This is a genomic window from Synechococcus sp. CCY 0621, assembly GCF_019038465.1.
GTDB lineage: Bacteria > Cyanobacteriota > Cyanobacteriia > PCC-6307 > Cyanobiaceae > Cyanobium.
On sequence record NZ_JAFKRH010000043.1, the window covers coordinates 22,094 to 35,915 of the forward strand.

A 13,822-nucleotide genomic window follows, 5' to 3' on the forward strand; every position below is an offset into this window, starting at 1 on the left:
GACTGATCCCAGCATGCCCATTCCCACCGCCCCCGCCTGTCCCACCGGCCCCCTGCGCCTGGACGGCAACGGCACAGACAGGCTGCTCACCTGCCGGGTGCTGCAATCGCCCCTGGCAGGCGTGAGCGACGGGATCTTCCGCGCCCTGGTGCGCCGCTGGGCCCCCGAGGCGCTCCTGTTCACGGAGATGGTGAATGCCACCGCCCTGGAGCTGGGCCACGGCGGCGCCAAGATGGCCGCCCTCGACCAGGATCCCGGTCCCGTCGGGGTGCAGCTGTTCGACCACCGGCCGGAAGCCATGGCCGAGGCGGCCCGCCGGGCCGAGGCCGCCGGGGCCTGGCTGATCGACATCAACATGGGCTGTCCGGTGCGCAAGATCGCCCGTAAGGGGGGCGGCAGCGGCCTGCTGCGCCAGCCCGACCTGGCCCTGCGGATCGTCGCGGCGGTGGCGGCGGCTGTGCAGGTGCCGGTGACGGTGAAGACCCGGCTGGGCTGGTGCGGAGCCAGTGCCGGTCCGGTGGGCTTCGCCCTGGCCCTGCAGAGCGCCGGCGCCCGCGCCCTGACCCTGCACGGCCGCACCCGGGAGCAGGGCTTTTCGGGACGGGCCGACTGGGGCGCGATCGGACAGGTGAAGGCGGCCCTGCGGATTCCGCTGATCGCCAACGGCGACATCACCAGCCCGGAAGACGCCCTGCGCTGCCTGGCCATCACCGGCGCAGACGGGGTGATGGTGGGACGGGGCAGCCTGGGGCGCCCCTGGCTGGTGGGGCGCATCGCCGCGGCCCTCGCCGGCCGGCCCCTGCCCCCCGAGCCGGACAGCCGGGACCGCATCGCCCTGGCCCGGGAGCACCTGGAGGCCCTGGTGGCCGCCCGCGGCGATCAGGGCCTGCTGATCGCCCGCAAGCACCTGGGCTGGACCTGCCAGGGCTTCGCCGGCGCGGCCCAGCTGCGCCGGGAGCTGATGGTCGCCCCCAGCCTGGAGAGCGCCCTGGAGCTGCTGCACCGGGCGGAGGCGGAGCTGGACATCACTGGCCCAGGGCCATGCCCAGCAGGTCCCGGCTGCCGCTGATGGCCTGCACGGCCAGCAGCAGGGCCGTCAGGAAGGCGGCGCTGACGTGCAGCCGCCGCATCCGGGGCGAGCGCAGGGTCTCGGGGGCGGCCGCCATGGCGAACAGCAGCAGGCCGCAGAGCAGCACCCCGCTCCAGTAGTGGGACCCCCAAAACGAACCGTCGAAGGGACTGCGGCCCAGGTGCCACAGGGCGGGCTGGGCTCCCAGCGTCAGCAGCCCCAGCCAGCAGATCAGGGCGAAACCGGCCCGCAGCCCGGCGCCCTTGGCCCGCCAGAGGGCCAGGCAGCTCACCAGGCAGCCCACACCGGCCAGGAGCAGGGCCGCACCTGTGCCGCCGCTGCCGATGGCGCCACCCCTGACGTAGGTGGCCGCCATGGCGATCAGCACCGCCACCACCACACCCGAGGTCACCCAGCGGCCGTGATCGGTGTGCTCCACCCCAACCGTCGGTGGCAGGGGATTGATGTCGAGGCGTCGTTCCCGCGCCAGGATCCCCAGCCGGATGGTGGCGCCCACCACCGGGTAGACGAACAGGATGATCACCACCGGGTGCAGCAGGGCGAACCAGTCGGTGGCGGTCATGCCGGCAGAAGGCATCGGCAAGGGCGGGGCGAAACGCGAACGGTCATGGAAGCACCGCCGGCCACCCCTGCCGAACCAGCAGCAGAGAGAAGTAAGGGGCCTCAGTGGCGGGCACCTGCTCGGCCGGGCAGAGCTGCTGGTCGGGCCAGCCCACCCGCTGGGCAAACAAGGCGTCCGCCAACAGACCACGCTCGGCCAGCAGGGGGCGCACCCAGGGCCAGCGGCCCCCCAGCTTCAGCAGGGCCAGCACCCAGCCCCCTCCCGCCGCCTGGTCCAGCAACTGCTCCAGCTCCTGGGGTTGCTCCGGGGTAGGGCGGATCAGCAGCCCCTCCTGCTGCAGCGCCAGGGGCCAGGCCCCGGCGGCGGCCGCCGCCGCCACGGCGCTGATGCCCGGGATCAGGCGCACCGACAGGGCGGGATGGCGCTGCCGCAGGGCCAGCAACACATAACTGCTGCTGGCGAACAGCGACACATCGCCCTCGCAGAGCAGCACCACCGCTCGCCCGCCAGCCACCTCGGCGGCCAGACGGTCGGCGGCGTCCTGCCAGGCCTGCCGGCGGGGCTCGGCCGCCGCCACCATCGGGAACACCAGAGGCAGCCGCCGCTGGCCGGACGCGATCCAGGGTTGGGCCACGCTGGCCGCCATACCCACGGCCCCTTCGCGGGCGACCGGGTAGGCCACGGTGTGGGCGGATTCGATGGCGCGCACCGCAGCGACGGTGAGCAGGTTCGGATCACCGGGACCCACCCCGACCAGGGTGAGGCCGGCGCTGGATGCAGGGTCGGCGATGGGGGTGAGGTCCGCGTCGGGCCTTTCTAGGCTGCAGCTTCCCTGAACGCCCTGGAGCGCTCCGATGACCCACCTGGTGATCCGTTCCGCCACAGGCGGCGGCCACGAGGCTCCCCTTGTGCAGAGCAGCGACGGCGCGGTGATCGCCCACGAACTGGGGGCCCGGGGGGTGCGCTTCGAGCGCTGGGCCACACCGGCCTCTCTGACGGCGGACGCCGACCAGGCGGAGATCCTGGCCGCCTACGCCGCTGAGATCGCCCGGGTGCAGGCCGAGGGGCGCTACCGCACCGTGGACGCGATCCGGCTCGGCCCCGACCATCCGGACCGGGAGGCCCTGCGGGCGAAGTTCCTCTCCGAGCACACCCATGCCGAAGACGAGGTGCGCTTCTTCGTCGAGGGCCGTGGGCTGTTCTGTCTTCACATCGCCGACGAGGTGGTTCAGGTGGTGTGCGAGCAGGGCGACTGGATCGGGGTGCCCGCCGGCACCCGCCACTGGTTCGACACCGGCGAGCGTCCGTCCTTCTGCGCCCTGCGCTTCTTCGACAACAGCGACGGCTGGGTGGCCAATTTCACCGGCGACCCGATCGAGACGCGCTTCCCGCTGCTGGAGCAGGTGCTCGCCGCCGCGGCCTGAGGGCCCGGCTCAGCTGTGCATGCGCGGCTGGGGGTGGAGGCTGGCAAGGATCACCGCCTCCTGCTGGGCCAGGGCTGCGAGGCGTTCGGCCAGCACCGGCCGGGGCCAGCGCCGTTCGCCCAGCACCCAGTAGAGGCCGAAATGGCGCGCCTCACTGGCCAGCAGGTCGGCGTAGAGGTCCCGCAGCTCCGGGTCGGGGCTGTGGGCGGCCAACAGGGCCATGCGCTCGTGGCTGCGGGCCTCGATCAGGCCCGCCACCAGGAAGCTGTCGAGCATGCGCTCCGGCTCCTGCCGGCGCACCAGGGCGGCCAGGGCGGCGCCGTAGGGCGGGGCGGCCAGGGCCCGCAGGCCAAGGCCCCGGCGCTCCAGCAGGGCCTGCACCCGCTCGAAGTGCTCCAGTTCCTCCCGGGCCAGGGGGCTGAGCACCGCGGCCAGCTCCCCGTCGGAGGGGTAGCGGAACATCAGCTGCAGGGCGGCGCCGGCCGCCTTGCGCTCGCAGTGGGCATGGTCGATCAGCAGCAGCTCGGGGTGGGCCAGGGCCTGCTCCAGCCAGGCCGCGCTGCTGGGGGCGGCCAGCCACTTCACCCGGGCCGCCGCCGCCACCGGAGCCTCGGCCGCCACCGGCAGGGAGGCGCCGCTCATGCCGCCGCCTGCAGATGGGCCACCAGGCCCTCGAGGGCGAGGCGGTAGCTGGTGGGCCCGAAGCCGCAGATGACCCCCAGGGCCCGATCGGCCAGCAACGAACGATGGCGGAAGGGTTCCCGGGCGTGGGTGTTGCTCAGGTGCACCTCCACGAACGGCACGGCCACGGCCAGCAGGGCATCGCGGATCGCCACTGAGGTGTGGGTGTAGGCGGCGGCATTGATCAGGATCCCGTCGCAGGTGCCGGCCTGCTGGATGCGGTCGACCAGGGCCCCCTCGTGGTTGCTCTGGAAGCAGGCGAGCTCCACCCCCAGCTCCGAGGCCTGCTGCTCCAGGGCCGCATCGATGGCCGCCAGGGTGCTGCTGCCGTAGAGGCCGGGCTCCCGCTGGCCGAGCAGGTTGAGGTTGGGGCCATGGAGCACGAGCAGGCGCATGGGGTGGAAGGTCGGCTGGTAAGTTCTGAGGGTGTGGTTCGGGTCGGTGCCCGAGTGGTTAATGGGGGCGGACTGTAAATCCGCTGGCTCTGCCTACGTTGGTTCAAATCCAACCCGGCCCACCTTTCCACATGCCCTTGTAGCTCAGTGGTAGAGCACTCCCTTGGTAAGGGAGAGGTCACGAGTTCAAATCTCGTCAAGGGCTTCCGTTCTCCCAGCTCCCCCTGCCCTCGGTCAGCCGCTTCGGTTGAGATTGCCTTCGCACCGAGCCGCGGGCATACCCGAGAATGCGGAACCCCCAGCCCCTCGGACGGTCTGTTTGCCGCCCCTCCTGTCGCTCTTCAGCCTCGGCGCCCCGGCGCTCCTGTCTCCGACCCTGATCACCCAGTCTTCCCTGTTCGGGATCGGCATCGCCTTCAGCCCCCTGCACATCGCGGTGGTCACCCTGCTGCTGCTGGGCCGCTCGCCGCTGCAGCGGGCCATGGCCTATGTGGCGGGCTGGGCCGCCGCCAATGCCCTGGCGATCGTGCTGCTGATGGTGCTGGGTGAAGCCTTCTCCATCAGCCTCAGCCACGGGGAGAGGGAACAGGTGCTGATCGACCTGCTCGGGGCCGGCGCCCTGGTGGGCCTGGGTCTTTACCAACTCACGCCCCAGGCCAACATCGGTGAGGAGGGCATGGCCCTGCGGCTGATGAACCAGTTGCCCGACTTCAGCACCTTCACCCTGGTGCTGATCGGCGCCACCAGCGCCCTGCTCACCCCGGAGAATCTCGTCTTCTATCTCAAGGAGGCCGGCCTGCTGCTGCTCAACGACCCCGGCCTCACCGCCGATGCCGAGGTGACAGGGCTGTTCACCCTGATGGCCAGTTCCCTGCTGCTGCTGCCGCCCCTGGCCTGGCTGGTGAGCGGCGGGGCGATCCGCGAGCCGATCACCCGTCTCGAGGACTGGCTGCAGCACAAGGCCGAGTGGCTCGTGGGCGTGCTGGCCCTGGTACTCGGGGCCTACCTGCTTCTGGAGGGCCTGCATGGGCTGAACCTGATGACGCTGACCGGCTGAGCGGCGGCGGCCATTAGCGTTAAAGATCTCGTTCTCCGGAATCTCGTTGTCGTCCGCCGTGCGCCGGACCTGCCTGGCGATCGGCCTCGCCCTTGCCCTTGTCTCCTGCGCAGCCCCCCTCCGGGCCACGACGGTCTGCGTGCTCACCCCCAGGCTCGCCCTCAATGCCAAGGGCGAGGCGGTGGCGGCGGTGGCCATCGCCTCGCCCACGATCCTCAGCACCGAACCCCTCGACGAGGTCAGGATCGAGCAGGAGGGAGAGCTGCTGTGGCAGCGCCGTGCCCTGGATGGGGAACCCATCGAGGGGCCGATCCCCTGGCCCCTGGCCCCCATGCGCCCGGGTCAGCGGCTGGTGCTGATGCTCCGGCCCCAGGGGGTTCAGGCCGACGACTACGCCGTCATCGTGTTGGAGGGGGATCCGGCGAGCCGGATGGAGAGGGCCCAGAAGGAGTTGGCCAGCCTGGGCAGCGATCCGATCGCCTGGTGGGCCGCGATCCAGCAGGCGTTCGACCGTGACGACATCAGCCTGGGACTGGCCCTGCTGTATGCCTTCGACGGACCCGGTTCAGCCAGGATCGACAACCTCAGGAGGGCGGTGTTCCAGGCCGGCTGCGGCGGCGCCTGAGCAGCCCCGGGTCCGTAGGTGGCGGCCTTTGCCAGCCTGGGGGGAAAGGCCCCAGCCATGACCACGCCGGCCACCCCCACCAACCCAGACACCAACCCAGAGCCCAGCCCCTCGCTGCTGCCGCTGCCGGTGGCCACCATGCGGCAGCTGGTGGAGGGGGGCAACTCCCGTCCCCTGGCCTGGCGGCTGGAGCAGCTCCAGCGCCTCGATCACCTGATGGCGTCGGCGAGCCAGCGGATGGTGGAGGCCCTCGCCAGCGACCTGGGTCGCCCCGAGGTGGAGGCCAGTTTCGAGCTGGGGGCCCTGCGCCAGGAGCTGCGCCACACCCGGCGCCACCTGGCCGGCTGGATGCGTCCCCGCCGCCGCTCGCTGCCGCTGTGGGCCTGGCCCGGCCAGGGGGCGGTGCGGGCCGAGCCCCTGGGCTGCGTTCTGATCATCGGCGCCTGGAATTACCCCTTCGACCTCTGCCTCCACCCCCTGCTGCATGCTCTGGCCGCCGGCAACACCGCCGTGCTCAAACCCTCCGAGCAGAGCCCGGCTTCGGCGGCCCTGCTGGCCGAGCTGCTGACAAGCCACTTCCCGCCCGAGGTGGTCCAGGTGGTCTGCGGCGACGGGGCCGTGGCCAGCCGGTTGCTGGAGCAGGAGCGCTTCGACCACATCCTTTACACCGGCGGAGAGCGGGTGGGACGGCTGGTGCTGGCGGCGGCCGCCCGCCATCTCACCCCGGTCACCCTGGAGCTGGGGGGCAGGAACCCGGCGATCGTGCTGGACGACGCCGATCCGGCCATCACGGCCCGACGGCTGCTGTGGGGACGCTGTCTGAACGCCGGCCAGACCTGCCTGGCCCCCAACCATGTGCTGGTGCTGCCAGGGGTGCGGGACGCCCTGGTGGCGGCGTTCGCCGAGCAGGGGCGTGCCCTGTATGGCCAGGACCCCCTGGCCAGCCCTGACCTGGGCCGGATCGTCGGCGCCGGGCGCTTCGAGCGCCTCGCAGAACACCTGACCCAGGCCCGCGAACGGGGCCAGGTGCTGCTGGGCGGCCGTTGCGATCCCGCACACCGGACGATCGAGCCCACTCTTGTGGCGGTGGATGAGCCCCTCACCGACCCGCTGATGCAGGAGGAGCTGTTCGCCCCGATCCTGCCGTTGCTGACGGTGGGCGACCTGGAGGAGGCTCTGGCCCTGGTGCGCCGGAGCCCCAAGCCCCTGGCCCTGTACCTCTTCGGCGGCGGCGAGGGGGAGCGGGAACGGCTGCTGGCGGGCACCAGTTCCGGCAGCGTCGTGGTCAACGACGTGGTGGTCCAGGGGGGCATGGCCAGCCTGCGCTTCGGCGGCATCGGCCCCAGCGGCATGGGGGCCTACCACGGAGAGGCTGGCTTCCTCAGCTTCTCCCACCAGCGCGCCGTGCTCAGCCGGTCGCTGTGGCCCGATCCCCCGGTCCGCTTTCCGCCCTATGCCGGCAAGCTCGGCCTGATCCGGCGCCTGATGGGCTGAGGGCGGTCCCCCAGGAATCGGCAGGGGGGGCTGGGCGGGCCGGGCGATGGACCTTAACGTGCGCGCAGCTATCCCTAGTGCCCATGCGCCGCCCCCTCTTCGCCTTGGCTCTAGCCATGGTGTTGCCGCTGCCGGCTCTTGCTGCCCAGGTGACCGTCAAGCCCGGCGAGACCCTCTCCGACATCGCCGCCCGCCACAGGGTGAGCGTGTCCACCCTGATGAAGGTGAACGGCATCAGCGATCCCGATCTGGTCGAAGCGGGCCGGACCCTGACCCTGCCCGGCGGCGCCGCTCGCCCCCGGACGGCCGGCGGCAGCCTCACGGTGGCACCGGGCGAAACCCTGTCCGAAATCGCCGACCGCCACGGCATCACCGTGAGCCGCCTGATGCAGCTCAACGGCCTCAGCAAGGCCGACCACATCGAAGCCGGCCAGAAACTGGTGGTGCCGTCCGCCTCCCACGGCGCCAGCCCGGCCTCCGGCTTCAACCGCAAGGCTTCCGTGCATGTGGTCCGCAGCGGCGAAAGCCTGTCCCAGATCGCCGAGGGCTACGGCGTTCCCATGACGCAGCTGATCGCGATCAACCGCATCAGCGATCCCAACCTGGTGGAGTCCGGCACCCGCCTGCGGCTGAAGCCCACCGCCGCGCCCAGCGTCAAACCGGCCGTCAAGCCCGCCGCTGCCGCCAGACCAGCGGCCGCCCCGAAACCGGCACCCAAACCTGCCGCCACTGCGGCCAGGCCTGCGCCAGCGCCGGCCGCCACCCGCCCAGCCCCCGCCGTTGTCCGGGCCACCCCCACTCCGGCCGCCAGACCCCAACCCGCCGTGGTGGCGGCAGCCCCCCGGCCAGCCAGCACTGCTACCGCTACCCCCGGCAAGCCCGACTGGCGCAACTACGGCCCCCTGCAGGTGGACTGGGCCAACTGGCAGCCGATGGGCGGCAGCATGGTCGCGCCCACCCTCAATTCCCAGGGGGAGTCGCTCTACCTGGCGGTCAACTGCAGTGCCCGCAAGCTGAATGCCACCAGCCAGGCGGGCCAGTGGAAGAGCTGGGATGATCCCCAGGCCGATTTCGAGCAGCAGCTGGTCACCGACCTCTGCAAGTCCAGGGGCAGCTGAACGGCCAGGGAGCCTGGAGCCTTGCCTCAGGCCGACCAGCGCAGGGGCCAGGGGTCCCTCAGGTAGCTGCGCCCCACCGGCCGCAGGTACAGACGCTGGGCGCCATCGTCGCTCTCGCTGATCAGCTCTTCCTGCACCAGGCGGCGGGCCAGCCAGGCCCAGCGTGGTTCCTCGCTGCCGTGGGCACCGGCCAGGTCCTCGGCCAGGCTGCGCAGGTCGCGGCCGCTGCGATCCACCAGGGCCGAGAGCAACACCGCCGCCTGAGGGGTCCAATCGTTCGCCGATGGGGCCGACAGGCAGTTGTCGCAACGACCGCAGGGGGGGGAGAGCTCCCCCACCGCCAGCAGCAGGGCCTGCTCCCGGCAGCCTTCGCCTTCGGCCACCGCTTCGATGCGCCGCAGCTGCTGCTGGGCCAGCTCGAGCCTGTGGCGTTCCAGCAGTCGCTGGTCCGGTGGCAACTGCTGGCCGGCGGATCGCATCGCCCAGCCCAGGCTGGTGCGGTCGGCGGGATCGAAGAGCACCAGGCAGCGGGCATGCTGCCCATCGCGGCCGGCCCGCCCCGATTCCTGCAGATAGCCCTCGGCACTGGCGGGCAGGTCGAGGTGGAGCACGAGCCCCACATCGGGCCGGTCGACCCCCATGCCGAAGGCGACGGTGGCCACCAGCACCGGCGCGGGATGCTCCTGGAAATGGCGCAGGGCCAGCTGGCGGCTCTCAGGGTCCATGCCGGCGTGGTAGGCGATCGCTTCCACCCCGGTCGCCGTCAGGCGCGCCGCCCACTGCTCCACCGAGCGACGGGTGCGGGCGTAGATGAGCACAGCCCCCCGGGCCTGGCCGATCGCCGCCACCACCTCGGCCAGGGGGTCCGCCGGCCGCCGCCGCATGGTGTAGGCGAGGTTGGCGCGGCGGGCCGATCGCACCTGCACCAGGGGCCGCCGCAGCTGCAGCAGCCGGATGATGTCGGCCCGCACCTGGGGCGCGGCGGTGGCACTCAGGGCCACCAGCGGCACGCCGGGACACAGCGCCCGCAGCTGCCCCAGGCGCCGGTAGTCGGGGCGGAAATCATGGCCCCAGGCGCTGATGCAGTGGGCCTCATCCACCGCCAGGGCCACCAGCCGTCCGGTGTCGAGGGCCTCCTCAAGCAACTGGCGGGTGGCCTCCGCCTGGGCCCGCTCGGGCGCCAGGTAGAGCAGCCGCAGCCGGTTGGACGCCAGGCGCTGCTGCAGCTGGCGCCGCTCCCCCAGCTCCAGGCCCCGGTGCAGGCAGGCCGCCGGAATGCCCCGGGCCTGGAGCTGGCTGACCTGGTCCTGCATCAGGGCCACCAGGGGAGAGATCACCACCACCAAGCCCTCCCGCACCAGGGCGGGGAGCTGGAAGCAGAGCGACTTGCCCGCTCCGGTGGGCAGCACAGCCAGGCAGTCGCGGCCGGAGAGCAACGCCTCGACCACCGGCCGCTGCCCGGGCCGGAAGCTTTGCCAGCCGAAATGGCGCCGCAGGCTCTCGCCGAGGGGATCGGACCCCAAGCTCACTCCAGCGCTGGTACCGCCAGACCCTAGCTCCCACCAGATGTGGTGGCTGCCGCCCCAGGGCAGCGGTCGTCAAGGCAGTGGGGGCGGGTCCAGCTGGTCGGGGGATTCCTCCACCAGCTGCAGACGCACCCGCTTGCCACCGGCCAGTTCCCCCAGGGAGACCCGCATGGTGGTGCCGCTGAGGCTCTGCAACACGGTCAGCAGCTCCCGCAGATGGGGGGTGCTGCTGCCGCTCTCCACCCAGAGCCGCTCCTGCAGCCCCCCCAGTCGGCGCCAGCTGGTGTGCAACTTGAGCACGGCACTCTCGAGCGCCTGAGCCTGGCCCACCGCATCGGCCAGGAGGCCCAGGGCATCGAGGCGCTGGGCTTCCTGAAGGGCCTTCTCCAGGTCGAGATTGCCTTGCTGGAAGGCCCGCACCGCCAGCCCCGCCTCGGCCGCCTTGCTGAGCCAGCGGGCGGTGAGGGTCACATCCTTGACCCGCTCCAGCTCCGGCTCGTCCCGCAGGACACGGCGCAGGTCGTTCTGCTGCTCCTCGGGCAGCTTGGCCAGCTCCCGCACCAGGGGCGCCACGGCCCGGGGGGGCAGGAGGTTGTCGGCGGTGCGCTGGCGGATCTCCTCCGGCAGCAAGGGGCTGGTGGCGGCGGTGAACTCGTCGGTGAGGCGCCTCACCTGCTTGCGGGTGATCTGCTGGCCTTCGTTGGCCGCCTCGCTGATCATCTGCTGGACCTCCGGATCGGCCTGGGCCGTTTCCAGAAAGGCCCGCTTGGAGAAGTTGTTGACGCTGCCCTCCTCCAGCAGGCCCTCACCCACCAGGCCATCGGCCGACTCCGCCAGCTGGATCAGGGTGTAGGCGCGGGTCTTGCTGATCTCCCGCTCCCGCAGCCACTGCAGGAAGCCGGTGCCGCGTCCCTCGCCGCCACGCCGTTCCCGGTCGCGCACCGAGCGCAGGATGCGGCCGCGCCAGATTTCGGTCTGCAGATCGAAGCGATCGCAGACGGCCCAGGCTTCTTCGAGCCGGGCCAGGAACTCCATCGTGCTGAGGCTGTCGCTCTCCGGATCGGGCAGATCCAGGCTCAGCAGGGGGGCCTCGGGGAGGGCCATGGACGGGACCATCGGCGGGGCCGGCGGTGGGTGCGGGGATGTTGCCACGGGGCCGGCAACGAACCGTGACATCGCCAGGGCGCAGGGCCCGGATCGCCGGTAGTGTCGCTGCGCAGACCAACCGATCTTCCAGCCCAGCGATGGCCATCTCCCGCGGCGACAAAGTACGGATCAAGCGTCCCGAGTCCTACTGGTACAACGAAGTGGGCACCGTGGCGTCGGTTGACACCTCCGGCATCCGCTATCCAGTTGTCGTTCGCTTCGAGAAGGTGAACTACAACGGCTACAGCGGCTCCGACGGCGGCATCAACACCAACAACTTCGCCGAGAGCGAGCTCGTCAAGGCCTGAGTTCCGGCCAGCCCTACGATCCGGGCATGCCCGAGCTGCCCGAGGTTGAAACCGTTCGTCGGGGCCTTGAGCAACAGACCAGCGGTCTGACCATCGACCGCGTCGAGGTGCTCAGGGCCCGCGCCATCGCCAGCCCCGAAGACCCTGCTGACTTCTGCAGGGCCCTTCGGGGCCTTCGCGTGGGCCTGTGGCACCGCCGCGGCAAGTACCTCCTGGCTGATCTCGAGGCCCCTGACGGCAGCGACGCGGGCCGCTGGGGCGTGCACCTGCGCATGACCGGCCAGTTTCTCTGGCTGGCCGAGGAGCGCCCCCCTTGCCCCCACACCCGGGTGCGGGTCTGGAACGGAGCCGGCGAGGAACTGCGCTTCGTCGACACCCGCAGCTTCGGCCAGATGTGGTGGGTTCCTGCCGGAGTCCCCAACGAAACCGTGATCACTGGCCTGCGGCGTCTGGGGCCGGAACCCTTCGCAACGGATTTCACCGGCGCCTACCTGCGGGGGCGCCTGAAGGGCTCGCGGCGACCGATCAAGAATGCCCTGCTCGACCAATCGCTGGTGGCGGGGGTGGGCAACATCTACGCCGATGAGTCCCTGTTTGCGGCCGGGATTCGGCCCCAGACCCCCAGCGGCCGCCTCGGGCGCAGCGACCTTGAGCGGCTGCGTTCGTCTCTGGTGGAGGTCCTGGAAACCAGCATCGGCGCCGGGGGCACCACCTTCAGCGACTTCCGCGACCTGCAGGGCACCAACGGCAACTACGGCGGCCAGGCCTGGGTCTACCGACGCAGCGGATCACCCTGCCGCCGTTGCGGCACGGAGATCCTGCGCGAGAAGCTGGGGGGGCGCAGCAGTCACTGGTGTCCCCGCTGCCAGAACTGACAGCCGGCGCCCAGCCCCACCGATCCCCTTGTTAGCCAACCCGCGTGACCAGCGCCCTCGCCGACCAGCTCAGCCGCACCATGGCGGCGATCCATGCCCGCGGCTGGTGTGATGGCACCGGAGGCAACTTCAGTTGCGTGCTGTCGCGCGCCCCCTTGACCTTGCTGATGGCCCCCAGCGGTGTCGACAAGGGGTCCGTTGCCCCGGAGGGTCTGATCCAGGTGGATGCCCTAGGGGCGGTGGTGGCCGGCGAGGGCAGGGCGAGCGCCGAGACTTTGCTGCACCTGGAGATCGTGGCCCGCACCGGGGCCGGTGCCGTGCTGCACACCCATTCCCAGGCCGCCACCCTGCTCTCCGACTGGTGTCTGGGAGACGAGATGTCGGGAAGCCTGCGGCTGCAGGGCCTGGAAATGCTCAAGGGGCTGGAAGGCATCGGCAGCCACCACAGCCGCGTGAAGCTGCCGGTGCTGGCCAATGACCAGGACCTGGCCCGGCTCAGCGCCGCCGCCGGCCCCCTGCTCGCTGCCGCCCCCCAGGGACTGCTGATCGCCGGGCATGGCCTCTACGCCTGGGGGAGCGATCTGGCCCAGGCGCGGCGGCATCTGGAGATCCTGGAGTGGCTGCTGGAGCAACGCTGGCGGCGCCTGCTGCTGGAGAGCCTGGGCCAGCTGAAGCCGCAAGGCGAGCAAATCAGGGCCGTGCTGCTCGACATTGAAGGAACCACCTGCCCGGTGCCCTTCGTGAGCCAGGTGCTGTTCCCCTATGCCCGCGAGCGGCTGGATGAGGTTCTGCGCACCGAAGGGAATGCAGACCTGGCAGCGTTGATCGACGCCATTGACGGCGCCATGGCGGCGGACGGCGCGGCGGCCGCTGAACAGCCCCGAAGGCCGCCAAGCCATGGGGAACGGGTGCGCTTTCTTCAGTCGCTGATTGATCAGGACCGCAAGCTTCCGGCGCTGAAGGAACTGCAGGGGCTGATCTGGGACCAGGGCTATGCCAGCGGCGCGCTGCAGTGTCGACTGTTTGAGGATGTGGCGCCGACACTGCGGGGCTGGCGAAAGAACGGTCTGCTGTTGGCCGTCTATTCCTCGGGATCGGTCAAAGCCCAGCAACTGCTCTACGGCCACAGCACCGATGGCGATCTCAGAGACCTGTTCAGCCGCTGGTTCGACACCAGCACGGGCCCCAAGGGTGAAGCCAGCAGCTACAGCGCCATTGCCAGGGAGCTGAAGCTGGCGCCGGCAGCCATTCTGTTTGTGAGCGATTCCAGGAACGAACTGGAGGCGGCTCGGTCCGCCGGGATGGCCACGCGCTTCAGCGTGCGGCCAGAGAATCCCGCCGTGGATTCTGGTCCCTTTGAGGCCATCACCAGCCTGGCGCAGATTGAAATCTGAGTCCGAAGACGGCGCTCCATCCCCGGAAAAACGACCAACAGAAAAGCCACCCTGCTCGGGTGGCTTTTCCTACAGCTCTGATCGGAGCTGATCGCTCACATCACGCCTTACAGCGACGATGGAGCGG

The 13,822-nt window shown here is 71.1% G+C and carries 15 protein-coding genes, 2 tRNA genes and 1 pseudogene; 12 read left to right on the plus strand and 6 right to left on the minus strand.

Annotated features, from left to right (window positions below; genetic code table 11):
- Positions 1–13 precede the first annotated feature (13 nt).
- On the plus strand, positions 14–1,069 hold the full coding sequence (gene dusB / locus KUG43_RS14680) for a tRNA dihydrouridine synthase DusB (protein ID WP_216910272.1): 1,056 nt from the start codon (positions 14–16) through the stop codon (positions 1,067–1,069).
- Here dusB and KUG43_RS14685 read toward each other — a convergent pair.
- Together KUG43_RS14685 and cobI are read right to left on the minus strand one after the other, a co-directional pair.
- The gene (locus KUG43_RS14685) at positions 1,026–1,667 is read right to left on the minus strand and encodes a DUF4079 domain-containing protein (RefSeq protein ID WP_286194842.1); all 642 of its coding nucleotides are present in this window, start codon (positions 1,665–1,667) and stop codon (positions 1,026–1,028) included. The two genes, dusB and KUG43_RS14685, sit on opposite strands and share 44 nt — an antisense overlap.
- Positions 1,668–1,695: 28 nt before the next feature.
- Positions 1,696–2,442 carry a precorrin-2 C(20)-methyltransferase gene (gene cobI, locus KUG43_RS14690; RefSeq protein WP_216910304.1) on the minus strand — a complete coding sequence of 249 codons (747 nt, stop codon included), beginning with the start codon at positions 2,440–2,442 and terminating at the stop codon, positions 1,696–1,698.
- A gap of 64 nt (positions 2,443–2,506) precedes the next feature.
- Here cobI and KUG43_RS14695 point away from each other — a divergent pair, with 64 nt between their 5' ends.
- Positions 2,507–3,076, plus strand: a complete 570-nt coding sequence (locus tag KUG43_RS14695; RefSeq protein WP_216910274.1) for a 1,2-dihydroxy-3-keto-5-methylthiopentene dioxygenase — start codon at positions 2,507–2,509, stop codon at positions 3,074–3,076.
- A gap of 9 nt (positions 3,077–3,085) precedes the next feature.
- On the opposite strand, the gene KUG43_RS14700 is transcribed toward KUG43_RS14695, so the two are convergent.
- The gene (locus tag KUG43_RS14700; RefSeq protein ID WP_216910276.1) at positions 3,086–3,718 is read right to left on the minus strand and encodes a MiaE family protein; all 633 of its coding nucleotides are present in this window, start codon (positions 3,716–3,718) and stop codon (positions 3,086–3,088) included.
- The gene (gene aroQ, locus KUG43_RS14705; RefSeq protein WP_216910278.1) at positions 3,715–4,152 is read right to left on the minus strand and encodes a type II 3-dehydroquinate dehydratase; all 438 of its coding nucleotides are present in this window, start codon (positions 4,150–4,152) and stop codon (positions 3,715–3,717) included. The genes KUG43_RS14700 and aroQ overlap by 4 nt, the downstream gene beginning before the upstream one ends.
- 40 nt (positions 4,153–4,192) lie before the next feature.
- Between aroQ and KUG43_RS14710 the strand changes: the two genes are divergently transcribed.
- The 6 genes from KUG43_RS14710 to KUG43_RS14735 all read left to right on the plus strand — a co-directional run bounded on the left by KUG43_RS14710 (position 4,193) and on the right by KUG43_RS14735 (position 8,446).
- Positions 4,193–4,274 (plus strand) — tRNA-Tyr (locus KUG43_RS14710).
- 11 nt (positions 4,275–4,285) lie between these two features.
- Positions 4,286–4,357: transfer RNA gene (locus tag KUG43_RS14715), tRNA-Thr, on the plus strand.
- A gap of 114 nt (positions 4,358–4,471) precedes the next feature.
- Entirely contained in the window at positions 4,472–5,209 is a 738-nt protein-coding gene (locus KUG43_RS14720) for a GAP family protein (protein ID WP_216910280.1), read from the plus strand.
- A 58-nt stretch (positions 5,210–5,267) separates the two neighbouring features.
- The gene (locus tag KUG43_RS14725) at positions 5,268–5,834 is read left to right on the plus strand and encodes a hypothetical protein (protein ID WP_216910282.1); all 567 of its coding nucleotides are present in this window, start codon (positions 5,268–5,270) and stop codon (positions 5,832–5,834) included.
- Positions 5,835–5,891: 57 nt separating this feature from the next.
- Positions 5,892–7,328 (plus strand): aldehyde dehydrogenase family protein, encoded by a 1,437-nt coding sequence (locus tag KUG43_RS14730; RefSeq protein WP_216910284.1) that lies wholly within the window; start codon positions 5,892–5,894, stop codon positions 7,326–7,328.
- Between the two features lie 83 nt (positions 7,329–7,411).
- A complete protein-coding gene (locus KUG43_RS14735) occupies positions 7,412–8,446 on the plus strand; it encodes a LysM peptidoglycan-binding domain-containing protein (protein WP_216910286.1) in 1,035 nt (344 codons plus the stop codon).
- A 26-nt stretch (positions 8,447–8,472) separates the two neighbouring features.
- On the opposite strand, the gene KUG43_RS14740 is transcribed toward KUG43_RS14735, so the two are convergent.
- The gene (locus KUG43_RS14740) at positions 8,473–9,969 is read right to left on the minus strand and encodes a RecQ family ATP-dependent DNA helicase (protein ID WP_216910306.1); all 1,497 of its coding nucleotides are present in this window, start codon (positions 9,967–9,969) and stop codon (positions 8,473–8,475) included.
- A 75-nt stretch (positions 9,970–10,044) separates the two neighbouring features.
- Complete coding sequence (locus KUG43_RS14745) at positions 10,045–11,088, minus strand: hypothetical protein (protein WP_216910288.1); 1,044 nt, start codon at positions 11,086–11,088, stop codon at positions 10,045–10,047.
- Positions 11,089–11,216: 128 nt separating this feature from the next.
- Here KUG43_RS14745 and KUG43_RS14750 point away from each other — a divergent pair, with 128 nt between their 5' ends.
- From KUG43_RS14750 to mtnC, 4 genes and pseudogenes are all read left to right on the plus strand, one after another.
- Positions 11,217–11,426 carry a photosystem I reaction center subunit IV gene (locus tag KUG43_RS14750; protein ID WP_094587464.1) on the plus strand — a complete coding sequence of 70 codons (210 nt, stop codon included), beginning with the start codon at positions 11,217–11,219 and terminating at the stop codon, positions 11,424–11,426.
- Between the two features lie 26 nt (positions 11,427–11,452).
- The gene (locus tag KUG43_RS14755) at positions 11,453–12,301 is read left to right on the plus strand and encodes a DNA-formamidopyrimidine glycosylase (RefSeq protein WP_216910290.1); all 849 of its coding nucleotides are present in this window, start codon (positions 11,453–11,455) and stop codon (positions 12,299–12,301) included.
- 44 nt (positions 12,302–12,345) lie between these two features.
- Positions 12,346–12,930, plus strand: a pseudogene (gene mtnB / locus KUG43_RS14760) (methylthioribulose 1-phosphate dehydratase); the annotation flags it as partial.
- A 39-nt stretch (positions 12,931–12,969) separates the two neighbouring features.
- Positions 12,970–13,695 carry an acireductone synthase gene (mtnC, locus tag KUG43_RS14765; RefSeq protein WP_502988621.1) on the plus strand — a complete coding sequence of 242 codons (726 nt, stop codon included), beginning with the start codon at positions 12,970–12,972 and terminating at the stop codon, positions 13,693–13,695.
- Positions 13,696–13,822 lie beyond the last annotated feature (127 nt).

Excerpts from the sequence above, each read along its gene's own strand:
- KUG43_RS14735 (WP_216910286.1), top strand. The coding sequence starts at position 7,412 with ATGCGCCGCCCCCTCTTCGCCTTGGCTCTAGCCATGGTGTTGCCGCTG.
- KUG43_RS14730 (WP_216910284.1), top strand. The coding sequence starts at position 5,892 with ATGACCACGCCGGCCACCCCCACCAACCCAGACACCAACCCAGAGCCC.
- dusB (WP_216910272.1), top strand. The coding sequence starts at position 14 with ATGCCCATTCCCACCGCCCCCGCCTGTCCCACCGGCCCCCTGCGCCTG.
- KUG43_RS14755 (WP_216910290.1), top strand. The coding sequence starts at position 11,453 with ATGCCCGAGCTGCCCGAGGTTGAAACCGTTCGTCGGGGCCTTGAGCAA.
- aroQ (WP_216910278.1), bottom strand. The coding sequence starts at position 4,152 with ATGCGCCTGCTCGTGCTCCATGGCCCCAACCTCAACCTGCTCGGCCAG.
- KUG43_RS14685 (WP_286194842.1), bottom strand. The coding sequence starts at position 1,667 with ATGCCTTCTGCCGGCATGACCGCCACCGACTGGTTCGCCCTGCTGCAC.
- KUG43_RS14700 (WP_216910276.1), bottom strand. The coding sequence starts at position 3,718 with ATGAGCGGCGCCTCCCTGCCGGTGGCGGCCGAGGCTCCGGTGGCGGCG.
- KUG43_RS14695 (WP_216910274.1), top strand. The coding sequence starts at position 2,507 with ATGACCCACCTGGTGATCCGTTCCGCCACAGGCGGCGGCCACGAGGCT.
- KUG43_RS14745 (WP_216910288.1), bottom strand. The coding sequence starts at position 11,088 with ATGGTCCCGTCCATGGCCCTCCCCGAGGCCCCCCTGCTGAGCCTGGAT.
- KUG43_RS14750 (WP_094587464.1), top strand. The coding sequence starts at position 11,217 with ATGGCCATCTCCCGCGGCGACAAAGTACGGATCAAGCGTCCCGAGTCC.